The following is a 26,568-nucleotide window of genomic DNA, read 5'->3' as shown; positions in this document are numbered from 1 at the left end:
GGTGTCAACTCGACGAAAAGCGTGTCGAGTTGACACCCCTGACCTGGCGCGGCCAACGATCAGCCACGACTCGTGACGGGACCCACCCCACCGGAGTTTTCTTGGCTAAGGGCAACTCGGCTTCGCCTTCGCCAAGGCAGCTCGGCTTCGCCGTCGCTCAAGCAGCTCGGCTTCGCCTTCGCCTTGCCTCGGCTTCGCCTTCGGTACTGCTCGCCTTCGGTTTCGCGCCGTCAGGAGCGTCGTTGGCTTGAGCCCAGGCCACCCGCATTCGAGCCGTTGAGGATCGTGCCTTCCGGGTAGCCGAGCGGCAGGTACATGTCGATGGCGTCCCAGCGTTCGTTGCCCACGGCGATGGCGTTCGGCATGCGGCCGTGTTCGCGGAAGCCGATCGATTCGTAGAGTTCGATCGCGCCGTGGTTGTTGCCGCGCGTGCCCAGCCAGACGATTTCGATGCCTGCTTCGCGGGCGTGGTCGACCAGGCCTTGGACGATGAGTTTGCCCAGGCCCAGGCCTCGTGCGGACGGGTGGGCCATGACCTGTTGGATTTCGGCTCGGTGTTGGAAGACTGCTGTGCCGCCGCGTCGCCAGAGGCCCACTGCGCGGACCATGCCGTTCACCGAAGCGGTGCCGAAGGCTGCGTCGCCGTCGCGGACCTGTTTGAGGACGCCGTCCAGCCAGAGGTTGATGCGGTCCTGGGTCGGGGGCTCGTGGTAGCCGACGGCGCCGCCTGCGGCTACTACGTCGTGCACGACTGTGTGGATTTCGGCGCGGAGCGTGTCGTCGGCTTCGGTCAGCCACCGGAGTTCGGGCATGGGGCGATCGTAAATGCGTCGAGAATTGTCAGACCTGTTCGTTAGCGTTGGACGGGTGGAGAACCTCGTTGAGGCCAAGGCGCTGACCAAGCATTTTGGGTCGTTCGAGGCCGTTCGCGGCATCGACGTCGAGGTGCGCCGTGGGGAGGCGTTCGGGTTTCTGGGGCCCAACGGGGCCGGGAAGTCGTCGACCATGCGGATGATCTCGTGCGTGTCCGGGCGGACCGGTGGGGATTTGAAGGTCCTGGGGATGGATCCGGACACGCAGGGGCCCAAGATTCGGGCGCGGCTCGGGGTGGTGCCGCAGCTGGACAATTTGGACACGGAGCTGACGGTCAGGCAGAACCTCCAGATTTATGGAAGGTACTTCGGGATGTCGCGGCAGAAGTGTCGCGAGAAGGCTGACGAGTTGCTGGAGTTCGCGCAGCTTTCGGATCGGGCGGACCACGAGGTCGAGCCGTTGTCCGGGGGGATGAAGCGGCGGCTCACGATTGCGCGGTCGTTGGTCAACGATCCGGAGCTGTTGTTGTTGGACGAGCCGACCACCGGGTTGGACCCGCAGGCTCGGCATCTGTTGTGGGACAGGCTGTTCCGGCTGAAGCAGGACGGCGTCACGCTGATCATCACGACCCACTACATGGACGAGGCCGAGCAGCTCTGCGATCGGCTCGTGGTGATGGACGGCGGGCGGATCGCGGCTGAGGGGTCGCCGAGCGAGTTGATCGGCCGGTACTCCACCCGGGAAGTGTTGGAGCTGCGGTTCCAGCCTGGTCAGGAGAAGCCGGATCTGGAGCGGTTTGCGGAGCGCGTTGAGGTGCTGCCGGACCGGTTGTTGTTGTACACGCAGGACGGTGAACACACGCTGAACCTGGTGCACGAGCACGGGGTCAGGCCGGTGCAGAGCTTGGTGCGGCGGAGTTCGCTGGAGGATGTTTTTCTGAGGCTCACCGGCCGGACGTTGGTGGACTGATGCAGACACTCAGGGCGTCCTGGTTCGGGTTCGAGAAGCACTGGTTGTGGTACCGGCGCAACTGGCGGGCCACGGCCGTGTCGAGTTTTCTGTCGCCGCTGTTGTTCCTGCTCGCGCTCGGGCTCGGGTTCGGGTCGCAGGTGCAGTCCACGGCGGCGATCGGAGGCGTGCCGTATCTGCAGTACCTCGCGCCGGCGCTGGTCGTCATCACAGCGGTGCAGGGAGCCACTTTCGAGTCGACCTACGCGATCATGTCGTCGTTCATCTGGCAGAAGACGTACGTGGGGATGGTGGCCACGCCGATCACGCCCGCGCAGGTGCTCTACGGCCAGGTGTTGTGGGTGGGGGCGCAGCTGTTCGCGCGGTCGGTGGTGTTCGTGGTCATCGCGGCGGTGTTCGGAGCCGCGACGAGTCCTGCCATCGTGTGGGCCGTCCTCTTCGCGACGCTCACGGGGCTGGCCTTCAGCTGCCCGTTGATCGCCTACAGCGCGACGCTGGACAAGCCGGACAGCTTCAACACGATCTTCCGCTTCGTGCTCATGCCGATGACGCTCTTCACCGGCGCGTTCTTCCCCGTCAGCCAGCTGCCGGAGTGGTTGTTGCCGCTGGTGTGGCTCACGCCCGCCTGGCACGGCATCGAGCTCGCGCGGGGTGCCGCCTCCGGGACGCTCGGTGTCCTGCCCGCTCTCGGGCACGTCGCCTATCTCGTCGCCATGGTCGCGGTGGGCATGTTCTTCGCCGTTCGCTTCTTCCATCGCAGGCTGGCGGTGTGACATGACCAAGACCTTGGAACCGGCGAACACGTCGGCACCGGCCAGCGTCGGGTTGCTGTGGCGGGTCATCCCACCGGGGCTCTACGGCGGCAGGGCCAGCATGCTCGTGGAACGCGCGGCGCTGGTGAACCGGCGCGCGTGGTTCGTGCTCATCGGCGGGGCGTTCGAGCCCGTGCTGTTCCTGTGGTCGCTGGGCCTCGGCTTCGGCCAGTTCGTGACGTCGGTGGCCGGGCCCGACGGGCAGCCCGTCGGTTACGCGGCGTACGTGGCGCCGGCGTTGCTGGCGGCATCGGCCATGAACGGAGCGGTGTACGACGCGACGTTCAACGTGTTCTTCAAGTTCAAGTACGCCAAGTTGTACGACGCGATGCTGGCGACGCCGATGGGACCGATGGACGTCGCGATCGGCGAGATCGCCTGGGCGCTGCTGCGGGGCGGTCTCTACTCGGCGGGCTTCCTCGCCGTGATGCTCGGGATGGGGCTGATCTTCTCGCCATGGGCGCTGCTCGCGCTGCCGGTGGCCTTGCTGGTGGCGTTCGCGTTCGCGGCGGTGGGCATGGCGGCGACGACGTTCATGCGGTCGTGGCAGGACTTCGACCTGGTGCAGCTGGCGGTGCTGCCGATGTTCCTGTTCTCCACGACCTTCTTCCCGCTGTCGGTTTACCCGGGCTGGCTGCAGGTGGTGGTCACGTGGACGCCCCTCTACCACGCGATCGAGCTCATGCGGGGCCTCACGCTGGGCGTTGTCGGGTGGGGCATGATCGGCCACGTCGCGTATTTCGCGGTGATGGCCGTGGTGGGAACGGTGGTGGCGTCGAGGCGCCTGGGGAAGCTGTTGCTGAACTGACCGCGATTCGGCCCAGCGGTGTGGGGGCCGTTACTCTGGTCGTGTGAGTGTCGAGTCTGTTTTCCCCAGGTTGGAGCCTCTGCTGCCGCGGATCTCCAAGCCGGTGCAGTACGTCGGCGGGGAGCTCAACGCGACCGTCAAGGACTGGGACGCGGCGTCCGTGCGCTGGGCTTTGATGTACCCCGACGCGTACGAGGTCGGGCTGCCCAACCAGGGCGTCATGATCCTCTACGAAATCCTCAACGAGCTGCCGGACGTGCTCGCCGAGCGCACCTACGCGGTGTGGCCGGACCTCGAGGCGCTCATGCGCGAGCACGGGGTTCCGCAGTTCACGGTGGACGCGCACCGGCCGTTGAAGGCGTTCGACCTGATGGGCATCAGCTTCGCGACGGAGCTGGGCTACACGAACATGCTCACGGCGCTGGACCTCGCGGGGATTCCGATCCACGCGAAGGACCGCACGGAGGACGACCCGATCGTGGTCGCCGGTGGGCACGCGGCGTTCAACCCCGAGCCGATCGCGGACTTCGTGGACGCGGCGGTGCTCGGCGACGGCGAAGAGGCCGTCCTCGAGATCACCGAGATCGTCAAGAACTGGAAGGCCGAAGGCTCGCCCGGCGGCCGTGACGAGGTGCTCACGCGCCTCGCCGAGACCGGTGGCGTGTACATCCCGCGCTTCTACGACGTGGAGTACCTGCCGGACGGCCGCATCCAGCGCGTCGTGCCGAACCGCGACCGCGTGCCGTACCGCGTGTTCAAGCGGACCACGATGGACCTCGACGCGTGGCCGTACCCGAAGCAGCCGCTGGTGCCGCTCGCCGAGAGCGTGCACGAGCGGATGAGCGTCGAGATCTTCCGCGGTTGCACGCGCGGCTGCCGCTTCTGCCAGGCGGGCATGATCACCCGCCCGGTGCGCGAGCGGTCCATCGAGGGCATCGGCGCCATGGTCCAGAAGGGCCTGGAGGCGACCGGTTTCGAAGAGGTCGGCCTGCTGTCGTTGAGCAGCGCGGACCACAGCGAGATCGCCGAGATCACCAAGGGCCTCGCGGACCGCTACGAGGGCACCAACACCGGCCTGAGCCTGCCGAGCACGCGCGTCGACGCGTTCAACATCGACCTCGCGAACGAGCTGTCCCGCAACGGAAGGCGCTCGGGTCTCACCTTCGCGCCCGAGGGCGGCAGCGAGCGGATGCGGCGCGTCATCAACAAGATGGTGTCCGAAGAGGACCTCATCCGGACGGTGTCGGCCGCGTTCTCCAACGGCTGGCGGCAGGTCAAGCTGTACTTCATGTGCGGCCTGCCCACCGAGGAGGACGAGGACGTCCTGCAGATCGCCGAGATGGCCAAGAACGTCATCCGCGCCGGCCGTCAGGCGAGCGGGCGCAACGACGTCCGCTGCACCATCTCGATAGGCGGGTTCGTGCCCAAGCCGCACACCCCGTTCCAGTGGGCCCCGCAGTGCGACCCGGACACGGTCGACGATCGGCTCAGGAAGCTCCGCGAGGCCGTCAACGCCGACCGCAGCCTCGGCCGCAACATCGGCATGCGCTACCACGACGGCAAGCCCAGCCTCATCGAAGGCCTGCTCAGCCGCGGTGACCGGCGCATCGGCAAGGTCATCGAGGCCGTGTGGCGCGACGGCGGCCGGTTCGACGGCTGGTCGGAGCACTTCAGCTACGACCGCTGGACCGCCAAGGCCGCAGAGCAGCTCGAACCGCTCGGCGTCGACCTCGCCTGGTTCACCACCCGCGAGCGCGAGGAGCTGGAGGTCCTGCCCTGGGACCACCTCGACTCGGGCCTCGACAAGGAATGGCTCTGGGCCGACTGGCAGGACGCGCTGGACGAGCGCGAGCAGGACGACTGCCGCTGGACCCCGTGCTTCGACTGCGGTGTGTGCCCGGCGATGGGCACGGACATCGAGGTCGGGCCGACGGGCCGCAAGCTGCTGCCGATCTCGCCGGTCGGTGTCGGCTCACCGGTGAAGAACCCGGCGCTGTCTAGCTGACGGCTGCCAGCCCGCCCACCTGACCCGCCCTGGCGATGACGGTGGCGGGCTGGCCCAGCGAGTCACCCATGTCCACGGTGACGTCCGCGCCCAGATGGGCCGCGAGACAGGCCGTGCTGTTGGCGTTCGCGATGTCCTCGGGCACTCCGATGGACGGCGCGAACATCCGTGCCGCGAACCGGTCACCGGCGCGGTAGACGTAGCAGCCCAGCAAGCCGAACGAGTCGGTCGCCTCCTGCAGCCGCTGCAGATCCGGTGCCAGCTCGGCGAGTCCGTCGGACACCTCGACGAGCATGCGCGGCCGTCCGAGCGTCGCGACCACGCACGAACCGCCCGCACCGAGCGCCCGAACGACCGCATCCCCTTCCGCACCTGTCGCCGGCCGCACCTGCACCGGACCCGGATCGAACACGGCCTCGACACCGCCAGGCACCTCGACCGCCGTGCCGCTGAACGTCCGACCGCCGGCCAGCAGCGTGTGCTCACCAGGCCCCAGAACGGCAAGCGCCGCAACGGTTCCGTGCCCGCAGCCCGGCAGCTCACCCTCCGACGTGAAGAACCTCAGCACGCCACCGGGTCCGATGAAGACCGCGTGCGAAGTGCCGAAGAACCCAGGCATCTCGCAACGTTCGGCGTCGCTGAAATCGCCGTCCGCCACCACAAAAGTAGGACTGCCACCACGACCATCGCGCAAGCAGGCGTTGACGATCACTTCGTCACGGCGGCGAGCGCGTCGACCAATCCGTGGCCGTAGAAGGAGTTGTACTCCGAGTAGCCCGTGCAGAACGCGTCCTGCACCCCGGTGCCGTTCAGGTCGTAGTCCGCGGGGCACGGCAGCGTCGTCGCCTGCGCGTTCAGCATGCGCCCCAACGACAACGCGTCCGTCTGCGGATGCGTCGACGCGATCAGCGCCGCCACGCCCGACGCGTGCGGAGTCGCCATCGACGTGCCGCACGAGTAGTCGTAGCCCGACGGCACCGTGGACAGCACACAGCCGGACTGCGCGCGGGTGTCTCCACCGGGCGCCGTCACGTCGATCGCCCCGAGCCCGTACGAGCTGTACCCGGCCTTGGTCTTGGTCGACTCCACGGCCGACACCCCGACCACGTTCTTGAGCTGCGCCGGCAGCACCGCGCACGTCGGGTCGACGGTCCTGGTCTGCGCGTCGCCGTTCGTCGGCGACACCGAGTCACGCCCCGGCCGTGACAGGTCCGCGGCGTTGTTGCCCGCCGCCGCGACCGTCAGCACGTTGCGAGAGGTGGCGTAGTCGACGGCACGACGCACCGCCTCGTAGATCACGCGCTGACCGGGCTCGCTCTGGCACGTGAACAGGTACGGGTCGATGAAGTAGCTGTTGTTGGTGATGGTCATGCGCTGCGAGGCCGCCCACATGAACCCGCACACGGCGTACTCGGGGTAGATGAACCCGTCGTCGTCCACGACCTTCACGGACGCGATGCGCACGCCCGGTGCGACGCCCGTGGTGCCGCGGCCGTCGTCGGCGGCCGCGATCGTGCCCGCGACGTGCGTGCCATGGGCCGAGGTCGTCGGAGCCCAGGACGAAGGTGACGTATCGGGCTTACCGGTCAGACACCCCGCCGAGAGCTCGGGAGCCAGCGCCTGGACCAGATCGGGGTGACGGGGGTCGACACCGGAGTCGAGCACGCCCACCACGACGGACTTGGAGCCGGTGCTGATCTCGTGCGCGGCCGGGGCGTTGATGAGATCCATGTCCCATTGCTCGCCGGAGCGCAGTCCCGATGGGCGGAACAGTTCCGTGTCGTCCTTCTTGCGCTTCACCGCGCGCTTGGCGATGCTCTCGGCCTGGGCGCTGTACGCGCGCTGCGGGCCGATCAGCTTGAGGAACGACGGGTCAGGAGACGTGGCGACGGCGACCCCGATCTCGGGGTAGTAGACGGTCGTGGAACCACAGGCCTCAGTGATCTCCGCGTCCGCCACCGAAGTGGGCGTGAGCTGCGAGAACACCACGAGGTAGCGCAGGTTCGGGCCCGGTTGGATGCACGAGGACCCGGCGGGCTCGGCGACCGCCGGCAGGGACACCGCCAAGCACCCTGCCGCGAGCAGGGCGGTCATCGCCCCAGCCCGTGTGCGGTGGAGCAGAGGCACCAGGGACCTCCAGATCGGCAAGGCGTCCAGTCAGCCGGACCGTAGCCACGCGCAACGATCTAGACAAGCTGAACGTTCTGAATCGGGTTCACGGTACCGTCCTACCGGACGAACAGCCTGCGCCGATGGGACCGCTCACCCGTCGGAACACCCATGGGAGCACCACTGAGCCGCCATCAGCCCAACAACCCGTCTGCCGCCGCCGTGCAGAAACTGCGCCTCCGCTACACCAAGCGGGGGAGGTTGCGTTTCACTTCGCACCGCGACATCGCTCGCACGTTCGAACGTGCGCTGCGCCGCGCAGGCGTACCCATGGCGTATTCGCAGGGCTTCAGCCCTCACCCGAAGGTGTCGTGGGTCGGCGCCGCGCCGACCGGCGTCGCCAGCGAGGCGGAGTACGTCGAGGTGTCGGTGGTCGAGCGGGTCGACCCCGAGGCCTTGAAGATCGCGCTCGACGAGGCGTTGCCGCCCGGCATCGACGTCGTCGACATCGTCCAGGCGCACGGTGGCAACCTCACCGAGCGCATCGACGCGAGCGAGTGGCGCATCGAGCTCGACGGCGTGGAGCCCGAGCGGCTCGGCGCCGCGGTCAGCGACTTCCTCTCACGGGACCGGGTGGAAGTCGAGCGTCTGACCAAGGACGGCAAGAGAATCATCGACGTGCGGCCCGCCGTCGTGTCGGCGCTGGTCGAACCACGTTCGAGCGACGCCGGACACGATGAGGCCGGATTGTCACAACCGTGTGGGATACTCATGACGGTCGTTCGGCAGGTAACGCCTACCGTCCGACCCGACGACGTGCTGAATGCGCTTCGTGTCGTCGCCGATCTCGTGCCGCCGGTACCTGCGAGAGCAACCCGGATGGCGCAGGGACGGCTCGACGGCGAAGGCAGGCTGGCGGACCCGCTCCAACAGGACAGAGAGTCCTGACGAAGAGGAGCGCTGGAACTCCAGCCGCGACGCATCAGGAGGAGCGGCGCTGACAGCGGGCGTCGTCGTGGGACCTGCGCAAGCGTGCGCCCAGAGAGGCGCCACGCCGCTGCGCGCGAGGCAAGGATTCCCGCCGCGAGCAGCGGTGGAGAGAGACAAGAGAGGCCCCTGCGCGGCCGCGTCCTCACGGGACGCGCCCGGGGGTGGAGGAGCTGCATGTCGAACAAGGAAAAGCCTGCCGGCCCCACCGGCGGGCAGGGCGTGGTATCCGCACGCCCTGAGCTGGCAGATCTGCCGGACAAGCTGCGCGTGCACGCGCTGGCGAAGCTGCTGGACGTCTCCAGCAAGGACGTGATGACGGCCCTCGCCGACCTCGGCGAGGTCGCCCGCAGCGCGCAGTCGAGCGTGAGCCGCGACGTCGCGCTCAAGGTCGCCGAGACGCTGCTGGACTGGGACGACGTCGTCACCGGTGAGGTCACCGAGGACTACGAGGCCCCGGCCGTGCCCGCGTTCGAGGCCCCGGCGCTCGCGCCGATCTTCGCGGCCCCGAGCGCGGTGTTCCTGCCGCCTCAGCCGATCGAACGACCCAAGGCGGCCGTGTCGCCGTTCGTCGTCGAAGAGCCCGAGGTCGTCGAGGAGAAGTCGGTCGGCGAGATCGCCGCGGACGAGCTCGACGCCGCCGAGGCGGAGGCCGAGGCCGAAGGGGACGACGAGGGCGAGGGCCGTCGTCGCCGCCGCCGTGGCCGTCGTGGCCGCGGTCGTGGCAAGGGCGCCGAGGGCGACGCCGCCGAGGAGACCGAGGAGGGCCAGGCCGACGACGCCGAGGCCACCTCGGAGACCGACGCCGCCGACGAGGCTTCCGACGACGAGGGCGACGAGGGCTCGACCCGCCGTCGCCGGCGTCGCCGCCGCCGCAAGACCGGCGCGGACGACGACGTGTCGTCCGAGGACGACCCGCCGAACACGGTCGTGCACGTCCGCGAGTCGCGTGACGCGCGGGATGACAAGGCCGACTCCGAGGCCGCGCAGAACGAGGTCCGCAGCATCCGCGGCTCCACGCGCCTCGAGGCCAAGCGCCAGCGCCGCCGTGACGGTCGCGAGGCCGGCCGCCGCCGCGCCCCGGTGCTGACCGAGGCCGAGTTCCTGGCCCGCCGCGAGGCCGTGGCCCGCACGATGGTCGTCCGCGAGCGCGGCGACCGCACCCAGATCGGCGTGCTGGAGGACGGCGTGCTGGTCGAGCACTTCGTCACGTCGTCGGGCAGCGGCTCGATCGTGGGCAACGTGTACCTCGGCCGCGTGCAGAACGTGCTGCCGAGCATGGAGGCCGCGTTCATCGACATCGGCCGCGGCCGCAACGCCGTGCTGTACGCCGGTGAGGTCGACTGGGACGCCGCCGGTCTCGAGGGCAAGTCCCGCAAGATCGAGCAGGCGCTCTCCAGCGGCGACTCCGTGCTGGTCCAGGTCACCAAGGACCCGGTCGGCCACAAGGGCGCCCGCCTGACGACCCAGATCTCGCTGCCCGGTCGCTTCCTGGTCTACGTGCCGGGCGGCGGTGCCACGGGCATCAGCCGCAAGCTGCCGGACAACGAGCGCAAGCGCCTCAAGGACATCCTCAAGCGCGTCGTCCCCGAGGACGCCGGCGTGATCATCCGCACCGCCTCGGAGGGCATCTCCGAGGAGGAGCTCGGCCGCGACGTCACGCGTCTGCAGGCCCAGTGGAAGGTCATCAAGGAGAAGTCCGACAGCACCTCCACCAAGGCGCCGGCGCTGCTCTACGAAGAGCCGGACCTGCTGGTGAAGGTCGTCCGCGACCTGTTCACCGAGGACTTCGCCCAGCTCGTCGTCCAGGGCGACGAGGCGTGGGAGGTCATCGACTCCTACGTCCGCCACGTGGCGCCGGACCTGCAGGACCGCCTGAAGAAGCACGTCGGCAACAACGACGCGTTCGTCGAGTACCGCATCGACGAGCAGCTGCTCAAGGCGCTCGACCGCAAGGTGTGGCTGCCGTCGGGTGGTTACCTGATCATCGACCGCACCGAGGCGATGACGGTCATCGACGTCAACACCGGCAAGTTCACCGGATCCGGTGGCAACCTCGAAGAGACGGTCACGCGCAACAACCTGGAGTCGGCGGAGGAGATCGTCCGCCAGCTCCGGCTGCGCGACATCGGCGGCATCATCGTCATCGACTTCATCGACATGGTCCTGGAGTCGAACCGCGACCTGGTGCTGCGCCGCCTGACCGAGTGCCTGGGCCGCGACCGGACGCGTCACCAGGTCGCCGAGGTCACCTCGCTCGGCCTGGTGCAGATGACCCGCAAGCGGGTCGGCACCGGTCTGCTCGAGGCGTTCAGCCAGACGTGTGAGCACTGCCGCGGCCGCGGCGTCGTCGTGTCCACAGAGCCGGTGCACTCGCACGGCGGTGGCAACGGTGGCGGCCAGCAGCAGCCGCAGCAGCAGGGCGGTGGCCGCAAGTCGCGCCGCAACAAGGGCGGTGGCGAGCAGGCGGCCGAGGTCGTCGAGGCAGCAGTGGAAGCCCCCGAGGCTCCGGCCGACGTCGAGCCCGAGGTCGTCGAGGTCGTCGAACCGGGCGAGCCGGAGGACACCTCGGAGTCCGCGGTCGCCGCGGACCAGGAGCACGAGGGCCACGCCGGTCGTCGTCGCCGTCGTCGTCGTGGCCGCGACAAGGAGCCGCAGGCACCTGTCGAGGCCGTGGTCGACGCGGTCGTGGTCGAGGAGCAGGCGCTCAACGGTCACGTGCCGCACGAGGAGCCGGTTGTCGAGGTCTCGGCGGAGGAGCCCGCCGCCGAGGTGATCGAGGAGACGGCCGAGGAGCTCGTCGAGCCGGTCACGCTGGCCGAGTTCGTCGCGGAGGAGTCCGCCGAGGTCGCGGAACAGGCCGCTGGGGTGGCCGAGGTCGCCGCTGAGGCCGTCGCCGCGGTGGAGGCGGCCGAGGAGGCCGCTGAGGCTCCCGCGCCCGTCGTGGAGGCTCCTGCGGCTGCTTCCGGGGCCCGCCCGCGCCGTCGTGCCGCCAAGCGCGCCGCCGGTGCGCCGGTCGTGCACGAGGCGCCCGCTCCGGTGGTCGTCGAGGTGCCGAAGCAGCCCGAGGTCCAGATGCCCGCACCGGTGGTCACCACCACCCGCAGGCGCCGCGCCGTGTCGCGGCCCGCGGGACCGCCGGTCAACGAGGGCTGATCGCGAGATGAGGTGAGACCGGGGTCGCTTTCGAGCGGCCCCGGTTTCGTCGTGTGAGGGACCGCACAGCCTGCGCAAACGTGATCAGGGCACCCCAGTTTGCTTGCGCTGTACCCACTCCCGTAACCTTGTCGACGGCCCGCCATCCGACGGGTCCTGTCGTGTGCCCCCTCTGCTGGTTTCTCGCAGATGGGTTGGCGCATGGCCCGTCACCATCGAGTAGCAGGAGACTTCCGTCCTGATGTACGCGATCGTCAAGACCGGCGGCAAGCAGTACAAGGTCGCTGTCGGCGACATCGTCGAGGTCGAGAAGCTCGAGGGCGAGCCGGGCACCGAAATCTCCCTCCAGGCGCTGCTCGTGGTCGACGGCACCAACGTCACCGCTGACGCGGCGGCCCTGGAGAAGTTCTCGGTCACCGGCAAGCTGGTCGAGCACACCAAGGGCCCGAAGATTCGCATCCACAAGTTCAAGAACAAGACCGGCTACCACAAGCGCCAGGGTCACCGTCAGAAGCTGACCCGCGTCGAGGTCACCGGCATCACCGGTAAGTGAGGACCTGACTTCTCATGGCACACAAAAAGGGTGCGTCCAGTTCCCGCAACGGCCGTGACTCCAACCCCCAGTACCTGGGTGTGAAGCGGTTCGGCGGTCAGGTCGTCAAGGCCGGCGAGATCCTGATCCGCCAGCGCGGCACCAAGTTCCACCCCGGCGTCGGTGTGGGCATCGGCAAGGACGACACGTTGTTCGCCCTGCAGCCGGGTGCGGTGGAGTTCGGCATGAAGCGCGGTCGCAAGACCGTCAACATCGTCCCGGTTGCGGTCTGAGGACCGTTTCCGCGACGTAGTTAGACCTCTGCGAGGGGCGGGACCGGTCTTCCGGCACCGCCCCTCGTTGCTTGTTCGCAAGACTTTCTGAAAGGGAGTAGTTCCGTGGCCCGCTTCGTAGACCGGGTGGTGATCCACGCTGCCGCCGGCAACGGGGGCAACGGTTGTGCTTCAGTGCACCGCGAGAAGTTCAAGCCGCTCGGCGGCCCGGACGGCGGCAACGGAGGCAGCGGCGGCAACGTCGTCCTCGTCGTCGACTCGCAGGTGCACACCCTGCTCGACTTCCATTTCCGCCCGCACGCCTCCGCCACTAGCGGCAAGGCGGGCGCGGGTGCGAACCGCGACGGCGCGAACGGCGACGACCTGATCCTGCGCGTCCCGGACGGCACCGTCGTGCTGACCGAGGACGGCGAGATCGTCGCGGACCTCGTCGGCGAGGGCACCCAGCTCATCGCGGCGGCCGGTGGCCGTGGCGGTCTCGGCAACGCCTCGCTCGCGTCCAAGGCCCGCAAGGCGCCTGGTTTCGCGCTGCTCGGTGAGCCGGGCGAGACGCGTGACCTGGTGCTGGAGCTCAAGTCCGTCGCGGACGTCGGCCTGCTCGGCTTCCCGTCGGCCGGCAAGTCGTCGCTGATCTCGGTGCTGTCCGCCGCGAAGCCGAAGATCGCCGACTACCCGTTCACCACGCTGGTGCCGAACCTCGGCGTGATCACCGCGGGCGAGACCATCTTCACGATGGCCGACGTCCCCGGCCTGATTCCCGGTGCGTCGCAGGGCAAGGGCCTCGGCCTCGACTTCCTGCGCCACATCGAGCGCACCGCCGTGCTCGCCCACGTCGTCGACTGCGCGACGTACGAGCCGGGCCGCGATCCGATCGCGGACATCGACGCACTGGAGCAGGAACTGGCGGAGTACACGCCGTCTTTGGGCGGCAACTTCGCGGACCGTCCGCGCGTGGTGATCCTGAACAAGATCGACATCCCGGACGCCAAGGACCTGGCCGACATCGTCCGCCCGGAGATCGAGGCCCGCGGCCTGCCGGTCTTCGAGGTGTCGACCGTGTCGCGCGAAGGCCTGCGCGAGCTCACGTTCAAGCTGGCCGAGGTCGTGCGCGACTACCGCGCCGCCCAGCCGAAGAAGGAATCGACCCGCATCGTGCTGCGGCCGACCGCCGTGGACGACCAGGGCTTCACCGTGACCGAGGACCCCTCGGTCGAGGGTGGCTTCATCGTCAAGGGCGAACGCCCGGAGCGCTGGATCCGCCAGACCGACTTCTCCAACGACGAAGCCGTCGGTTACCTCGCGGACCGCCTGAACAGGCTGGGCGTCGAGGACAAGCTCGTGAAGATGGGCGCCATTCCCGGTTGCCAGGTCACCATCGGCGACCTGGTCTTCGACTGGGAGCCGACCACGCCGGCCGGCATCGCGATGACGATGTCACCGACCGGACGTGGCACGGACGCCCGTCTCGAGCGCAACGACCGCATCGGCGCCCACGAGCGCAAGGCCCTGAAGAAGGCCCGCCGCGCGCCCGGCGAGTACGGCGACGACTTCGACGAGGAGTAAACCGTGACGGCCCCCGTGGTCTCACAGGCACGGCAGGCGGTGGCTTCGGCCGCGCGCATCGTGGTGAAGGTCGGTTCTTCTTCTTTGACGACGGCCGAGGGCGGCCTCGACCCAGCGCGCCTCGACGCGCTGGTCGACGCCCTGGCCGCTCGTTGTGCGGCGGGCAGCCAGGTCGTGCTGGTGTCGTCCGGCGCGATCGCCGCAGGCCTTGCGCCGCTGGGGATCTCCCGCCGCCCGCGTGACCTCGCGACGCAGCAGGCCGCGGCGAGCGTCGGTCAGCTGACGTTGGCGCACGCCTACGCGAACTCGTTCGGCCGCTACTCCTTGACTGTGGGTCAAGTGCTGCTGACCGCGGACGACGTGGTGCGCCGCTCGCACTACCGCAACGCTCAGCGCACGTTCTCCCGGTTGCTGGCCTTGGGCGCGGTGCCGGTCGTGAACGAGAACGACACCGTTGCCACCGAAGAGATCCGCTTCGGCGACAACGACCGTCTCGCTGCTCTGGTGGCCCACCTGGTCGGTGCCGACGCGTTGTTCCTGCTGTCCGATGTGGACGCTCTCTACTCCGGCGACCCGCGCAAGCCCGGTGCCGTGCGGATCTCCGAGGTCGCTTCGGCGTCCGATGTGGACGGCGTGCAAGCGGGAACCGTTGGCGCGTCTGGCCTCGGCACCGGCGGCATGGCCTCGAAGCTCGCCGCGGCCCGGCTGGCTTCCTCCGCGGGCATCCCCGTGCTGCTGACCAGCGCCACGGAGGCATCTCGCGCTTTGTCTTCGGCTGACGTCGGAACTGCTTTCGCCGCAACGGGTTCGCGCCTGACCGCCCGCCGCTTCTGGCTCGGCTACGCCACTGACGCCAACGGCCGCCTGCACCTCGACGACGGTGCGGTCGCCGCCGTGGTCGGCCGACGCCGTTCGTTGCTCGCGGCCGGCATCACGGGCGTGGACGGCGACTTCGAAGCCGGCGACGTCGTCGAACTGGTGTCGCTAGCGGGCGACGTCGTTGCGCGCGGTGTCGTGGGCTACGACGCTTCCGAACTGCCGTCGTTGATCGGCCGCAAGACCCACGACCTGCCGTCGGAGCAGCGCCGCGAGGTAGTGCACGCCGACGACCTGGTGCCGCTCGCTAGGTGAGTTCTTTGTTCTTCGTCTCGGGCAGCGTCAGGATCACCAGGAACGAGATCACCGCTGCCACCGCCACGTACCAGAAGAACACCGTGCCACCCACGGCCTGAATGACCAGCGGCGCGGTGCCGCCGAACAGCGCGACCGTGAGGTTGTACCAAGCGCCGATGCCGAGGCCGCGCAGTTCGGTGGGGAACAGCTCGCTCATCAACGCAGGCGCGATCGACGTGATCGTCGTGTACAGCGCGAGCCCTACTACGAACACGATCACCAGGTTGGCCAGTCCCGGCTTGACCAGCGCGGACAGCGGCACGATCAGCAGGGCCATCGCCGCCGACCACACCAGGATCTGCGGCTTGCGCCCGTAGCGATCCGCCAGCCACCCCATCGGATACTGCAGCGCGATGAACACCACCGTGCCGATCGACAACGCCAGGAACACGTCGATGTCGTTGGCGCCCTTGGACTTCACCGCGAACGGCGTCAGCGCTGAGAAGAACGTGTAGAAGCACAGCGTCGACAGCAACGTCACCCCGATGAGCTGCCCGACCGCCTTCGGGTGCTCTTTGAGGGTGAGCATGAGCGGATTGCGCAGGTTCTCGGCCTTGGCCTTGTTCTCCTCGAACTGTTCCGTTTCGGGCAGTTCGCGGCGCAGCCACAACCCGACCAGCCCGAGCACCCCACCGATCAGGAACGGCACACGCCACCCGTACTCGGCCATGGCGGCCTTGTCGAGGCCGCGGGACAGGAAGAACCCGAGCAGCGAGGCGATGAGCACCGCCGCCCCCGTCGAGATGTAGAAGAACGACGAGTACCTGCCGCGATGACTGGGTTTCGCGATCTCCCCGAGGTACGCCGACGCGTTGGACACCTCGCCGCCCAACGCCATCCCCTGCGCGATGCGTGCTACGACGAGCAGTGCCGGCGACAGCCACCCGACCTGGTCGAACGTCGGCAGCACCCCGATCACCACCGACCCACCGGACATCAACGCGATCGTCAGCAACATCGCGGTCCTGCGCCCTTTGAGATCCGCGAACCTGCCGAGCAGATACCCGCCGAGCGGCCGGAAGAAGAACGCCAGCGCGAACGTGGCGAACGTGCTCAGCAGCGCCGCGGCCTCGTTGCCCTTCGGAAAGATCTGGGTGGCGAAGTAGATGCTGAACGCCGTGTAGATCCCCCAGTCGTACCACTCGACCGCGTTCCCGGCCGAGGCCGCGACCAGCTTGCGCACGGGCAGTCGATGGGTTTCCGAAGTAACCGCCATGCGGTCACCTTGTCACACACGGCGACGAATAGGAGCGTACGTCTCAACTGGCTCGTTGGTCAGGAAGTCAACGATCATCGCGTTGCACAGCCCCGGTTTCTCGTGCAGCAACCCGTGCGACGTCCCGGGAACAACCGCGAGCTCGGCGTTCTCGAGCGCCCGGAACATGGCCGTCGCGTGCTCCAGCGTCACCTCGTCATCGTCACCGATCATGATCAGCGTCCTGGTCGGCAGCGTGCTCAGATCCTGCGCGGTGAGGCTCGGCGACCGGTGGTGCATCGGCGTGAGCTCGGTAGCCGGATCCCAGCCGTCGTGGTGGAACACCCCGCACACCACGATCAGCTTGTGGACCAGGTCAGGCCTGAGGTGAGCGGTCAGGAGAGCGATCGTCGCCCCGTCACTGCACCCGAGCAGGTGCGCCGGCCCCGTCGTCTCCAGAAACGCCACGGTTTGTTCGGCCATCTCCATGTGGTCCTGCGTGGCCTGGTCGACGCGATGCGGCGCGTGCAGCGTGAAGTCCTTGAGCGCGTCCAACTGCGGCCCGAACGCCGACGGGTCCGCGCCGCCAGGATGCAGAAGCACAAGAGTCTCGGTCATGCGCTGTTAGACCTCGTTCGGCGCTCACACTCATCGGCACTCAACGACGCTGCCCACCCACACGGGTGAACCTCGTCCTGATCCACGCCTGGCGCTCTCTAGTAGATGTCACGAATACATGGTCATCTTCACCGCGACAGAAGGAAGGAGCGCACAGGGGCGAGCATCTGCGCGGCTGCCTCATCAGGCCATACTCATCGGCGTGCGTTCAATGGGTTTGGTGACGTTGGTGGTCCGCGACTACGACGAGGCGATCCGCTTCTACGTGGACGGTCTGGGCTTCACGCTGGTGGAGGACACCCCGCAAGGCCACAAGCGCTGGGTGGTGGTCTCCGCGGGCGAGGGAGCGGCCCTGCTGCTGGCCCAGGCCGACACGGACCAGCAGTCAGCACGAGTCGGTGACCAGACCGGCGGCCGCGTCGGGTTCTTCCTGAACACCGACGACTTCGATCGCGACCACGCCCGCATGACGTCGTTCGGCGTCCGCTTCCTGGAGGCGCCGCGCGAGGAGGTCTACGGCAAGGTGGCCGTCTTCGAGGATCTCTACGGCAACCGCTGGGACCTCCTTCAGCCCGCCCGCGCCTGACCTGCTGCGGCCCGGCCCCGCCTGGCCGACCTGCTGGGGCCGGCCGCAGCCCGCCCGCGCTTGACCTGCTGCGACCCGACCCGCCTGGCTGACCTGCTGGGGCCGGCCGCAGCCCGCCTGCGCTTGACCTGCTGCGGCCCTGTCCCCGCCTGGCTGACCTGCTGCGGCCCGACCCGCCTGGCCGACCTGCTGCGGTCGACCTCAGCCCGCCCTCGCCTGACCCGGCGACACCCCCACGATCCGTTTGAACGCCCGGCTGAACGCGGCCTCCGACTCGTAGCCGAGGCCGCGCGCGATCTCGCTGACCGTGCTGTCGCGGTCCCGCAACCGGTTCATCGCCACGTGCATGCGCCACCGCGTCACGTAGCGCATGGCAGGTTCGCCGACGAGTTCGGTGAAGCGCGCCGCGAACGCCGACCGGGACATCGCGGTCTGGTGCGCCAGGCGTTCCACGGTCCACGGTTGCGCGGGGTCGCGGTGGATCAGGGCCAGGGCTTGGCCGATCTGATGGTCCTGCAACGCGCCGAGCCAGCCGGTGCGCGCGGCCGGGTCGTTGGCGAGCCACGAGCGGATCGTCTGGATCACCAGGACGTCCGCGAGCCTGGTGATCACCGCTTCGCCGCCGGGGCGCAGGTTGAGGGCTTCGGCGGCCATGAGGTCGATGGTGGCGCGCATGTCGTCGGCCTGCCGCACGTACAGCACGTGCGGCAGGACCTTGATCAGGTGCCGGGCGGCCGGGTGGTCGAAGCGGACGGCGCCGCACACGAGGTGCGTCACGGCACCGCCGGAGCCGTGGCGCAAGATCGCGTAGTTGTCGGTTTCGAAGGTGTGCGGCAGCGTTGTGACCAGCGGTGTTGGGGCGTCACCGGAGAAGAGCCGGTGTCCCTGGCCGCCGGGCACCAGCAGCACGTCGCCGGGTTCCAAGGCCGTCACCGAGCCGTCGACTTCGATCTCGCACGAGCCGCTCGTGAGGACGTGGAACCACAGGCAGTCGGCCATGTCGGGCATCGTCAGGCCCCACGGCTCGGTGAGCTCGGTCCGGCAGTAGAAGGTGCCGGACATCCGCAGCAGGTGCAGCGCTTCGCCTAACGCGTCCGTCATGTACCCAGTCTGGACGAATGAGCAAGCCAAAGCGATGAATTGTCATTGAGAGTCCGCGGCGCACCGGTCACAGTTAGCGGCATGGGGATCTACGGAATGCTCGCAGTCATCGCTTCCGGCCTGATGGCAGGCCTGTTCTTCGCGTTCTCCGTCGCCGTCATGCCGGGCCTCGCTGATCTGCCGCCCGAGAACGCCCGCGGTGCGATGCGCCGGATCAACGTCCGGATCCAGAACCCGGTGTTCCTGCTGGTGTTCCTCGGCAACGTCGTCCTGTGCCTCGGCGAGATCATCTTCGACGGCCGGTACGTGGGTGGCCTGCTCTACATCGTCGGTTGCTTCCTGCTGACGATGTTCGTCAACGTGCCGATGAACAACCGTCTTGAACGGACCGATGACGCTTACTGGCCCGAGTACCTGCGCAGGTGGACGCTCTGGAACCACGTCCGGACCGTCGCGTGCCTGGGCTCGATGATCATCCTGCCACTCGGATTCTGAGGCCGTGCTTCGGGCGCATCGCGGCGACGCTCGTCGGCGTGATGCGTTGCGGAACCAATGAAGGTTTTGGCCGCTGCAGCAACGCTTTCAGCATCACGGTCAGCTCGGTGGTGGCTAGCCCGGCACCGATGCACCGGTGCGGCCCGCCCCCGAACGGCAGGAACTCGTGCGGCGCGGGCTTGTGCTCCCAGCGGTCAGGGGCGAACCGCAGCGGATCCGGCCAGACACTGCTCAGCCGATGCGTGACGTACGGGCTGTACAGCAGGAACGTACCTTCCTTGATCTTCTTCCCGGCGAACTCGAACGGTTGCGCCGCAACGCGTGCCGACACCACAGCGGGCGGATAGAGCCGCAACGTCTCGTTGACGACGTTCGACAGGTAGTCGTCGTCCTGAAGCGCGCGCTCCCAAACACCGTTGTGCCGCAACAGGTTGAACACAGCCCACGCCATCGCACCGGAAGTCGTCTCGTATCCGGCGGCGATCAGCGTGACGACCTGGTCGCGCACTTCGAGGTCGCTCAGCCCGTCGCTCTGCACGAGAGTGGTGAGCACATCTCCGGCCGTGTTGCCTTGGCGCGTCTCCTCGATCGCCTTGTAAACCCGCGCGTCCACGGCCCGGCGCGCCCTCATCGCGTTGCGCCACGCGGGAGTCTTCAGCTTCCTGAGCAACGTCACCACCGCCGGGTTGCGGTCGATCAGGTTGATCAGCAGCTGCAGGTGCGCGCCGAAGAACTCCGAGTCCTGCGCGAGCCTCTCCCCGAACAGCGCGTGGATGGTGCTGCGCCTGATGGCCCGGCGGAACTCCTGGTACGCGTCGACGATCTGGCCCGGTCGCCAGGAATCGAGCGTCGTGGAGGCGTTGGCCTCCATCACCGGCACGTAGTTCGCGATCTGCCGATGCACCAACGCGGGCTGCACCAACCGGCGCCGCCTCTTGTGGTCCTCGCCGTCGCTCACGATCAACGACGTCGGCCCGTCCACCGGCACCAGCACCTGGAAAGCCCGTTCCACCTCGAACAGGTCGGAGTTGGCGAACACGAACTGGTTCGCTTCCGGTCCGAGCAGGTAGGTGTAGGGCCCCATGCGCACCACCGGTCCGAACCTCCGGTGCAGACCTGATAGAAGATCGGCCTGCCGGAACCGCACGACGTCCGGAATCATGGGGACGACAGTGCCACACCGCACCGGGGGACGGTCAGCAATGGTTCCACTGCCCACGTTGAACGTCGGCGGTGTCTCCATCGCCTACCGCTTCGACGGACCACTCGAAGGTCCGCCGGTCGTTCTCCTGCACGCGTTGGCCAGTACTTCGGCGACGTGGACCCGGCTCACCCGCGCGTTGGTCGCCGAGGGGCGCCTCGTGATCGCCCCTGACCTGCGCGGCCACGGCGGAAGCGCGTGGACCGGTGACTACCGCCTCGACTCGGTGCAACGCGACGTAGTGGGAGTGCTCGACGCTCTCGACATCGCCGAGTTCGACCTCATCGGCCATTCGTTGGGTGCGCACGTCGCGGCGTTGCTCGCCGGCCGTCGTCCGGACCGCGTCCGCAAGCTCGTGCTGGAAGACCCGCCACCGCCGCCCCGCTCCGGCCCGCCCCGCGTGCCTCGTCGAGGCCTGGCGCTGTTCCTCGCCGTGCAGGGCTTGTTCCGACGCCGGTTCGACCGACGGATGGTGCCGCAGATCCTGACCCAGCTCCGCGCGCCGGACCCGTTGTGGTGGGCCGGTCTGGCCGCGATCAAGGCTCCGACGCTGGTGATCAGCGGCGGTCGACGCAGCAGCATTCCCTTGGAGCGCTTGGAAGAAGTGGCCGCGGAGATCCCGCGCTGCGAACTGATGACGATCGACGCGGGCCATCGCGTCCACAGCAACCGGCCGGAGGAGTTCCGCGACGCCGTGCAACGGTTCCTGGTCCGAACGGATCTGTGAACGTGGCGTTCGGGTGAAGTTCGTGCCGCCCCGAACTGCTTTGCGAGATCCTTTCGCCGGGTCGGGGCCCCTCTCGCACGGAAGGCACCCCCGATGCCCCGAGCCAGGCTCGCGACGGCGCTCACCATTGGACTGATCGGTGCGAGCGTCGTGTTCGCACCACCGGCACTCGCCGACCACTTCGTCTCCCGGACGTTCCACCCGACCGGCGGCGAACAGACCTACACCGTCCCCGCAGGCGTCACGAAGCTCCGCATCACCGCCATCGGTGGACGCGGCGGCAACGGCGCTGATGGCGGCGACGGATCCGCGCCCGAAGGCAGACGCGGCTACCGAGCCACCGCCGACCTCGCCGTCCCGTCCGGAGTCACGCAACTCGTGGTCGCCGTCGGCCAGAACGGCGGCAACGGCAGCGGTGTGAACGGTGGCACGCCAGGCTTCGGCGGCGGCGCGCCGGGAGGATTGGGCACGCCGTTCGCCGGTGGTGCCGGTGGCGGCGCGAGCGATGTGCGGCTCTGCTCGGCCGCGGCTCCGTGCGACAGCCTCGCCAGCAGACTGGTCGTCGCGCCGGGCGGTGGTGGCGGCGGCGGACGCTGCTTCGCCATCGGCTGCGGTTCGGCGAGCAACGGCGGCGACGGCGGCGACAACGGCGGCGGCACCCCTGGTATCCCGTTGCCGGGCGGATTCCCCGGCGCTCCCGGCGCTTTCGGGCGCGGCGGCCTCGGCGCACCCGGCAACCCCGGGACCGCCGGTGGTGGCGGCGGGGGAGGGGGCGGCGGTGGCTGGTTCGGCGGTGGCGGCGGCGCGTCCGGCTATGGAACCCCGGCCCCGCTGCTCTTCGCGATCAGCGGCGGTGACGGCGGCAACGGCTCGGCCCGCGAGGGTGCCGGCGTCTCGAACTTCTCCCTGGAGGAAACCGACGAACAGCCGTCGGTGACGATCAGCTACCTCGTCGAGTCCACGACGATCACCTACACCGGCCCGGCCTCCGGCTTCACCGGCGACCCGGTGACGCTCTCCGCCCGCCTCACCACCACGACCTCGGGCACCCCGGTGCCCAACGCCTCGCTGGTGTTCCGCCTCAACGCCACTGAGGTCTGCGTCGGCACCACCAACACCAACGGAGTCGCCTCCTGCGCGATCACACCGAACGAGGTCGCGGGCACGTACCCGTTGGCGATCGGTTACGGCGGCGACATCGTGCACCAGCCGTCGGCCACCGAGGTCCAGTTCGAGGTCACCCGCAAACCGACCACGCTCACCTACACCGGCGCGCTCACCGGCGACTTCCACGACCCCGCAACGGTGTCCGCCCGGCTGACCCTCACCGGCACCGGCGCACCGGTCGGCGACCAGCCGGTCTCGTTCAAGCTCAACAACGCCGAGACCTGCACCGGCACAACCAACACGGATGGTGTGGCGTCGTGCACGATCACGCCCAACGAACCAGCCGGAACCTACCCGCTGACGGCTTCCTTCGCGGGCAGCAAGGGCCTGCTGCCATCCGGTTCCGCAGTCGATTTCGTTGTCACCAAAGAAGAAACCTCGCTCACCTACGTCGGGGACTCGACTGTGGCCAACGCCGAACCAGCGCGCCTCGCCGCGAAACTCACCGAGGACGACGGCACCCCGGTCGCCGAGCGCAGCGTCCAGCTCCACCTCGGCGCTCAGTCCTGTGTGGACACGACCGACGCGGCAGGGATCGCGGACTGCTCGATCACCTCGGTCGACCAACCGCTGAACGCCGCCGCAACGGTTCCCGTGACGGCTTCCTTCGCAGGCGACCAGTTCTACGAACCGAGCACCACCTTCACCACTGTCGGCCTGCAACACATGACCGGCCGCGGTTTCGGCCTCTCCGGCAACGCACTCGGCCTCACCGTCGCACCTACACCTGACACCGGCGAAGTCCGCGTCGCACGCGCAACGACCACCGCGCCGCCGTGCGTCGCGAACCTGTCCGTGGGCGCCCGCGCGTTGTGCACGTCAGTGACCACGACGCTCGCTCCGGGCACCTCGACCGCCCGCACTTCCGTCGCCGAACTGGGCATCGGCCTCGTGGGGTTGCGTGACGTCGTAGCCACCTCACGCAGCACATGTGGCGGCGCCACCGGCACCGTCACGATCGGTTCGCTTACCGTCGCCGGCATCCCGATCACCGTCACCACCGCGCCCAACACCACGATCCCGCTGCCCGGCGGCAAGATCGTGATCAACGAACAGGTCCCGGTACCCGGCGGCCTCAAGGTCAACGGCGCGCACATCACCCTGCCCGGCGTGGACCTCGTCGTGTCATCCGCGACCTCGGCGATCCACAACTGCTGATCAGTGCGGTGGCCGTCCAGCGGGCCACCACGTCGCGTCGGTGCGCAGCGGCCAGCCGCGCACCGGCGCGAACTCCCGCCGGGACGCCCGCACCAAACTTTGCAGCCACGCCACCCCGACAACGGAGATCAGCACGAACCCGAGCCACGTGAACACGGTGAAGAGCTCCGCGTTGTCCTGCCATGGCTCACCCGTCACCACCACCGTGATCACGACGGCAATGCTGTTCATCGAGTCCCACAGCGCGTGCAGCATCGACACCCCGAGGTAGGCCCAGAGCAGCCGCCCGGTGAGCATGAAGTGCTCGCGACCACTCCGCGAGAACAACACCCCACCCAGGATCGCCGTCCACAACCCGTGCCCGAACGGCGCCAGGAACCCCCGCAACAACTCCGTCGTCACCAGGTCCATCAACGACAGCCCGTTCTCGGTCAACGTCGCCGTGAGCGCGTACCCGGCCGACTCGAAGGCCGCGAACCCGAACCCGACGCTCGCCCCGAGCACCAGCCCGTCTCGCGTCGACTTGTGCACCAGATGCCGCGTGAGCAACGCCAGTGCGCCGAGCTTCACCGCTTCCTCGATCAGCCCGACACCGACGAACAACCACGGCGACGGATGCAGCAGGTACGTCTCCAGCAACGACGCGCCGAGCACGCCCAGCACCCCGCCGACCGCGAACGTCCGGAACACGATCTCCCCGGTCACCTCACCGGAGTGGCTGTGCTCGAACGCCCACACCACGAACGTCGCCGGCACCAGGAAGCTCCCGAGCAGCACGATCGTCGGGATCAGGTTGGCGTTGCCGGTCAGATACGTGATCACCACCGTCGCGACCCACAGCGCCAGCCCCATGAAGAACATCCGCAGCCACGACCTGCGCGTGCGCGGGGCAGTCGGTCCAGGCATCACCATGGCCGGGAGTTTCTCGCCCGGCCACGACCGGGACAAATCGGGGTCAGCCGCCCGTCAGTTCGTGACGGCCAGCGCGAACGGCAACACCGCGGGCACCCCCTCCTTCCTGAGCATCCGGGCGGCGACCGTCATCGTCCAGCCGGTGTCGATGTGGTCGTCGATCAGCAGTACGGGACCGTCCACGCCTGACACGTCCGGTGTCTCGCCGGATCGGACGAGACCGGCGAGGCGCTGGGCGCTGTTGGCTCGGTGCGTCGACTCACCGAGCCAGACGGTGCCCAGCAACGGCAACCTGCCGATGGCGGCGATGCGCTGGCCGAAACTGCCGACCAGCGTTGGGCGCCGGCGGGAACCCACCGTCACCACGCCTACCGGGCGGTCGGTCCAGCCCCACGCCGAGAGCACCTTCACGCAGGCCGCGAAGACGTCCTCGGGGATCTCGCGGTCGGCGTCGTCGGCGAGCAGGTCGCGGAGCTTGGTGCCCCACCCGATGTCAGTGAGGCGGCCCAGGGCGCGGCCGGTCTCGGCGACCTCCGACGGGCCGATCTTGCCGGACAGCGAGACACCGATCGCGGCCATACCGGTTGGCCACATCTTGCGCGGTGCCACGTCCAGACCTGGCCGGAGCAGGCGTTCGCGGGCTGCGCCTGCTGCGGACTCCGACACCTCGACCGACAGCCGTTCGCCGGTGCAGTTGTCGCACCGGCCGCAGTCGTGGGAGGTCGGATCGTCCAGCTGGTCCTGCAGGAACTTCATGCGGCACGACGGTGTGCGGAGGTAGTCGACCATCACCTGCTGCTCGGCCTTACGCGCTTCGGCGATGCGCGCATACCTTTCGCCGTCGTACTCCCACGGGCGGCCGGTCGACTCCCAGCCGCCGCGGACCCGACGGACCGCGCCGTCGACGTCCAGCACCTTCAGCACGACTTCGAGCCTGCTGCGGGACAGCTCGACCACCGGTTCCAGCGCCGCCGTCGACAGCGGTTTGCCAGAGGAGGACAGCGCCGACAGCACCTGGCGCACCACGACCTCCGGCGGGAACGCCAAAGACGCGAAGTACGACCAGATGTCGCGGTCCTCGTGGCCCGGCAGCAGGATGACCTCGGCGCGTTCGACGCCGCGGCCCGCCCGGCCGATCTGCTGGTAGTAGGCGATGGGGGACGAGGGCGCGCCGACGTGCACGACGAAGCCCAGGTCCGGTTTGTCGAAACCCATGCCGAGTGCCGAGGTGGCGACCAGCGCCTTGACCCGGTTGGTCAGCAGGTCCTCCTCGGCGCGTTCGCGTTCGGCCGGCTCGGTCTTGCCCGAGTACGCCGCCACCGTGAACCCGCGAGAGGAGAGGAACGCCGCTATGTCGTCCGCCGCCGCCACCGTGAGCGTGTAGATGATGCCGCAGCCCGGCAGCCGGTCGAGCTGTTCCGCGAGCCACCCGAGGCGTGACTCGGCGGTCGGCAGCAGGGCGACCGAGAGACGCAGGCTGTCGCGGTCCAGCGGTCCGCGCAGGACGAGCGTGCCCTCGTCGGCGCCGAGCCCGAGCTGCTCGGTGACGTCGTGGACCACCCTGTTGTTGGCCGTGGCCGTCGTCGCCAGCACCGGCACTCCCGGTGGCAGCTCCGTCAGCAACGTCCGCAGCCTGCGGTAGTCCGGCCGGAAGTCGTGACCCCAGTCCGAGATGCAGTGCGCCTCGTCGACCACGAGCATGCCCGCGGACGCCGTCAGGGAAGGAAGCACCGCGTCCCGGAAGTCGGGGTTGTTCAGCCGTTCCGGACTCACCAGGAGCACGTCGACGTCGCCGGCCGCGACTTGCTCCTGCACGGCGTCCCACTCGTCGGTGTTCGCCGAGTTGATCGTCACCGCGTGCACACCGGCCCGTGCCGCCGCGTCGATCTGGTTGCGCATCAACGCGAGCAGTGGCGAGACGATGACAGTCGGGCCCTCACCGAGCTGCCGCAGCAACGCCGTCGCGATGAAGTACACAGCCGACTTGCCCCAGCCGGTGCGCTGGACGACGAGAGCTCTGCGGCGCTGAGCGACGAGGGTGTGGATCGCCGTCCACTGGTCCTCGCGCAGCACCGCCTCCGGGCCCGCCAGTGCCCGCAGCCGTTCTTCGGCCAGCTCTCGCAACGCGATGTCGTCCATGGGGAGCAAGCTTGCCAGGCGGGTCTGACAATTGTGATTGTCGCAGGTC

The 26,568-nt window shown here is 68.7% G+C and carries 23 protein-coding genes; 14 read left to right on the top strand and 9 right to left on the bottom strand.

From position 1 onward, the window contains the following. Positions 1-230: 230 nt before the first annotated feature. A complete protein-coding gene (locus AB0M24_RS44995; protein WP_363780840.1) occupies positions 231-812 on the bottom strand; it encodes an N-acetyltransferase in 582 nt (193 codons plus the stop codon). A 55-nt stretch (positions 813-867) separates the two neighbouring features. Between AB0M24_RS44995 and AB0M24_RS44990 the strand changes: the two genes are divergently transcribed. The 4 genes from AB0M24_RS44990 to AB0M24_RS44975 are packed head-to-tail and all read left to right on the top strand — an operon-like array spanning position 868 to position 5,407. Beyond that, entirely contained in the window at positions 868-1,782 is a 915-nt protein-coding gene (locus tag AB0M24_RS44990) for an ABC transporter ATP-binding protein (protein ID WP_363780838.1), read from the top strand. Further along, positions 1,782-2,555 carry an ABC transporter permease gene (locus AB0M24_RS44985; protein ID WP_363780836.1) on the top strand — a complete coding sequence of 258 codons (774 nt, stop codon included), beginning with the start codon at positions 1,782-1,784 and terminating at the stop codon, positions 2,553-2,555. Before AB0M24_RS44990 ends, AB0M24_RS44985 begins: the two co-directional genes overlap by 1 nt. Position 2,556: 1 nt before the next feature. Further along, entirely contained in the window at positions 2,557-3,402 is an 846-nt protein-coding gene (locus AB0M24_RS44980) for an ABC transporter permease (protein ID WP_363780834.1), read from the top strand. Positions 3,403-3,445: 43 nt separating this feature from the next. Further along, entirely contained in the window at positions 3,446-5,407 is a 1,962-nt protein-coding gene (locus AB0M24_RS44975) for a TIGR03960 family B12-binding radical SAM protein (RefSeq protein ID WP_363780832.1), read from the top strand. Here AB0M24_RS44975 and AB0M24_RS44970 read toward each other — a convergent pair. Both AB0M24_RS44970 and AB0M24_RS44965 read right to left on the bottom strand, forming a co-directional pair. Further along, positions 5,400-6,119, bottom strand: a complete 720-nt coding sequence (locus AB0M24_RS44970; RefSeq protein WP_363780830.1) for a PhzF family phenazine biosynthesis protein — start codon at positions 6,117-6,119, stop codon at positions 5,400-5,402. The two genes, AB0M24_RS44975 and AB0M24_RS44970, sit on opposite strands and share 8 nt — an antisense overlap. Next, positions 6,116-7,501 carry a S8 family serine peptidase gene (locus AB0M24_RS44965; protein WP_363780828.1) on the bottom strand — a complete coding sequence of 462 codons (1,386 nt, stop codon included), beginning with the start codon at positions 7,499-7,501 and terminating at the stop codon, positions 6,116-6,118. Before AB0M24_RS44965 ends, AB0M24_RS44970 begins: the two co-directional genes overlap by 4 nt. A 237-nt stretch (positions 7,502-7,738) precedes the next feature. Here AB0M24_RS44965 and AB0M24_RS44960 point away from each other — a divergent pair, with 237 nt between their 5' ends. The 6 genes from AB0M24_RS44960 to proB all read left to right on the top strand — a co-directional run bounded on the left by AB0M24_RS44960 (position 7,739) and on the right by proB (position 15,178). Further along, the gene (locus AB0M24_RS44960) at positions 7,739-8,464 is read left to right on the top strand and encodes a TIGR03936 family radical SAM-associated protein (protein ID WP_363780844.1); all 726 of its coding nucleotides are present in this window, start codon (positions 7,739-7,741) and stop codon (positions 8,462-8,464) included. Between the two features lie 216 nt (positions 8,465-8,680). Then, positions 8,681-11,659 (top strand): translation initiation factor IF-2 N-terminal domain-containing protein, encoded by a 2,979-nt coding sequence (locus tag AB0M24_RS44955; RefSeq protein WP_363780826.1) that lies wholly within the window; start codon positions 8,681-8,683, stop codon positions 11,657-11,659. A 241-nt stretch (positions 11,660-11,900) separates the two neighbouring features. Next, positions 11,901-12,212, top strand: a complete 312-nt coding sequence (gene rplU / locus AB0M24_RS44950; RefSeq protein ID WP_045316485.1) for a 50S ribosomal protein L21 — start codon at positions 11,901-11,903, stop codon at positions 12,210-12,212. A gap of 14 nt (positions 12,213-12,226) precedes the next feature. Continuing rightward, positions 12,227-12,484, top strand: coding sequence for a 50S ribosomal protein L27 (gene rpmA, locus AB0M24_RS44945; RefSeq protein WP_355450450.1), 258 nt, complete (start codon positions 12,227-12,229; stop codon positions 12,482-12,484). Positions 12,485-12,589: 105 nt separating this feature from the next. Further along, positions 12,590-14,047, top strand: coding sequence for a GTPase ObgE (gene obgE, locus AB0M24_RS44940; RefSeq protein ID WP_363780823.1), 1,458 nt, complete (start codon positions 12,590-12,592; stop codon positions 14,045-14,047). Between the two features lie 3 nt (positions 14,048-14,050). Further along, positions 14,051-15,178, top strand: coding sequence for a glutamate 5-kinase (gene proB / locus AB0M24_RS44935; protein ID WP_363780821.1), 1,128 nt, complete (start codon positions 14,051-14,053; stop codon positions 15,176-15,178). On the opposite strand, the gene AB0M24_RS44930 is transcribed toward proB, so the two are convergent. After that, positions 15,171-16,436, bottom strand: coding sequence for an MFS transporter (locus AB0M24_RS44930; RefSeq protein ID WP_363780819.1), 1,266 nt, complete (start codon positions 16,434-16,436; stop codon positions 15,171-15,173). The genes proB and AB0M24_RS44930 overlap by 8 nt on opposite strands. Before the next feature lie 12 nt (positions 16,437-16,448). Further along, positions 16,449-17,033 carry an alpha/beta hydrolase gene (locus AB0M24_RS44925; RefSeq protein WP_363780817.1) on the bottom strand — a complete coding sequence of 195 codons (585 nt, stop codon included), beginning with the start codon at positions 17,031-17,033 and terminating at the stop codon, positions 16,449-16,451. Between the two features lie 211 nt (positions 17,034-17,244). Between AB0M24_RS44925 and AB0M24_RS44920 the strand changes: the two genes are divergently transcribed. Continuing rightward, positions 17,245-17,619 carry a VOC family protein gene (locus AB0M24_RS44920; protein WP_363780842.1) on the top strand — a complete coding sequence of 125 codons (375 nt, stop codon included), beginning with the start codon at positions 17,245-17,247 and terminating at the stop codon, positions 17,617-17,619. Between the two features lie 201 nt (positions 17,620-17,820). Here AB0M24_RS44920 and AB0M24_RS44915 read toward each other — a convergent pair whose 3' ends face one another. Next, positions 17,821-18,720: an AraC family transcriptional regulator gene (locus tag AB0M24_RS44915; RefSeq protein WP_363780815.1), complete on the bottom strand. Its 900-nt coding sequence runs from the start codon at positions 18,718-18,720 to the stop codon at positions 17,821-17,823. Positions 18,721-18,801: 81 nt separating this feature from the next. On the opposite strand from AB0M24_RS44915, the gene AB0M24_RS44910 reads away from it, so the two are divergent. Then, positions 18,802-19,215, top strand: coding sequence for an anthrone oxygenase family protein (locus tag AB0M24_RS44910; protein ID WP_363780813.1), 414 nt, complete (start codon positions 18,802-18,804; stop codon positions 19,213-19,215). Here the strand turns inward: AB0M24_RS44910 and AB0M24_RS44905 are convergent. After that, positions 19,193-20,377 carry a cytochrome P450 gene (locus tag AB0M24_RS44905; protein WP_363780811.1) on the bottom strand — a complete coding sequence of 395 codons (1,185 nt, stop codon included), beginning with the start codon at positions 20,375-20,377 and terminating at the stop codon, positions 19,193-19,195. The two genes, AB0M24_RS44910 and AB0M24_RS44905, sit on opposite strands and share 23 nt — an antisense overlap. A 40-nt stretch (positions 20,378-20,417) precedes the next feature. Between AB0M24_RS44905 and AB0M24_RS44900 the strand changes: the two genes are divergently transcribed. Both AB0M24_RS44900 and AB0M24_RS44895 read left to right on the top strand, forming a co-directional pair. After that, the gene (locus tag AB0M24_RS44900) at positions 20,418-21,143 is read left to right on the top strand and encodes an alpha/beta hydrolase (protein ID WP_363780809.1); all 726 of its coding nucleotides are present in this window, start codon (positions 20,418-20,420) and stop codon (positions 21,141-21,143) included. Positions 21,144-21,236: 93 nt separating this feature from the next. After that, positions 21,237-23,468, top strand: coding sequence for an Ig-like domain-containing protein (locus AB0M24_RS44895; RefSeq protein ID WP_363780807.1), 2,232 nt, complete (start codon positions 21,237-21,239; stop codon positions 23,466-23,468). On the opposite strand, the gene AB0M24_RS44890 is transcribed toward AB0M24_RS44895, so the two are convergent. Both AB0M24_RS44890 and AB0M24_RS44885 read right to left on the bottom strand, forming a co-directional pair. After that, positions 23,469-24,374 (bottom strand): PrsW family glutamic-type intramembrane protease, encoded by a 906-nt coding sequence (locus AB0M24_RS44890; RefSeq protein ID WP_363780805.1) that lies wholly within the window; start codon positions 24,372-24,374, stop codon positions 23,469-23,471. A gap of 60 nt (positions 24,375-24,434) precedes the next feature. Then, positions 24,435-26,519: a RecQ family ATP-dependent DNA helicase gene (locus AB0M24_RS44885; RefSeq protein ID WP_363780803.1), complete on the bottom strand. Its 2,085-nt coding sequence runs from the start codon at positions 26,517-26,519 to the stop codon at positions 24,435-24,437. Positions 26,520-26,568 lie beyond the last annotated feature (49 nt).

Origin of the sequence: Lentzea sp. NPDC051838 (assembly GCF_040681245.1) — a bacterium.
Classification (GTDB): Bacteria; Actinomycetota; Actinomycetes; order Mycobacteriales; family Pseudonocardiaceae; genus Lentzea.
The sequence above is the reverse complement of the archived record's forward strand: the minus strand, read 5'-3'. Positions and strand labels throughout refer to the sequence as shown.

Coding starts and splice junctions, on each gene's coding strand:
- AB0M24_RS44995 (WP_363780840.1), bottom strand. CDS start 812: ATGCCCGAACTCCGGTGGCTGACCGAAGCCGACGACACGCTCCGCGCC.
- AB0M24_RS44985 (WP_363780836.1), top strand. CDS start 1,782: ATGCAGACACTCAGGGCGTCCTGGTTCGGGTTCGAGAAGCACTGGTTG.
- AB0M24_RS44980 (WP_363780834.1), top strand. CDS start 2,557: ATGACCAAGACCTTGGAACCGGCGAACACGTCGGCACCGGCCAGCGTC.
- AB0M24_RS44965 (WP_363780828.1), bottom strand. CDS start 7,501: ATGACCGCCCTGCTCGCGGCAGGGTGCTTGGCGGTGTCCCTGCCGGCG.
- AB0M24_RS44955 (WP_363780826.1), top strand. CDS start 8,681: ATGTCGAACAAGGAAAAGCCTGCCGGCCCCACCGGCGGGCAGGGCGTG.
- rplU (WP_045316485.1), top strand. CDS start 11,901: ATGTACGCGATCGTCAAGACCGGCGGCAAGCAGTACAAGGTCGCTGTC.
- rpmA (WP_355450450.1), top strand. CDS start 12,227: ATGGCACACAAAAAGGGTGCGTCCAGTTCCCGCAACGGCCGTGACTCC.
- AB0M24_RS44930 (WP_363780819.1), bottom strand. CDS start 16,436: ATGGCGGTTACTTCGGAAACCCATCGACTGCCCGTGCGCAAGCTGGTC.
- AB0M24_RS44925 (WP_363780817.1), bottom strand. CDS start 17,033: ATGACCGAGACTCTTGTGCTTCTGCATCCTGGCGGCGCGGACCCGTCG.
- AB0M24_RS44920 (WP_363780842.1), top strand. CDS start 17,245: ATGGGTTTGGTGACGTTGGTGGTCCGCGACTACGACGAGGCGATCCGC.
- AB0M24_RS44915 (WP_363780815.1), bottom strand. CDS start 18,720: ATGACGGACGCGTTAGGCGAAGCGCTGCACCTGCTGCGGATGTCCGGC.
- AB0M24_RS44910 (WP_363780813.1), top strand. CDS start 18,802: ATGGGGATCTACGGAATGCTCGCAGTCATCGCTTCCGGCCTGATGGCA.
- AB0M24_RS44905 (WP_363780811.1), bottom strand. CDS start 20,377: ATGATTCCGGACGTCGTGCGGTTCCGGCAGGCCGATCTTCTATCAGGT.
- AB0M24_RS44900 (WP_363780809.1), top strand. CDS start 20,418: ATGGTTCCACTGCCCACGTTGAACGTCGGCGGTGTCTCCATCGCCTAC.
- AB0M24_RS44895 (WP_363780807.1), top strand. CDS start 21,237: ATGCCCCGAGCCAGGCTCGCGACGGCGCTCACCATTGGACTGATCGGT.
- AB0M24_RS44890 (WP_363780805.1), bottom strand. CDS start 24,374: ATGCCTGGACCGACTGCCCCGCGCACGCGCAGGTCGTGGCTGCGGATG.
- AB0M24_RS44885 (WP_363780803.1), bottom strand. CDS start 26,519: ATGGACGACATCGCGTTGCGAGAGCTGGCCGAAGAACGGCTGCGGGCA.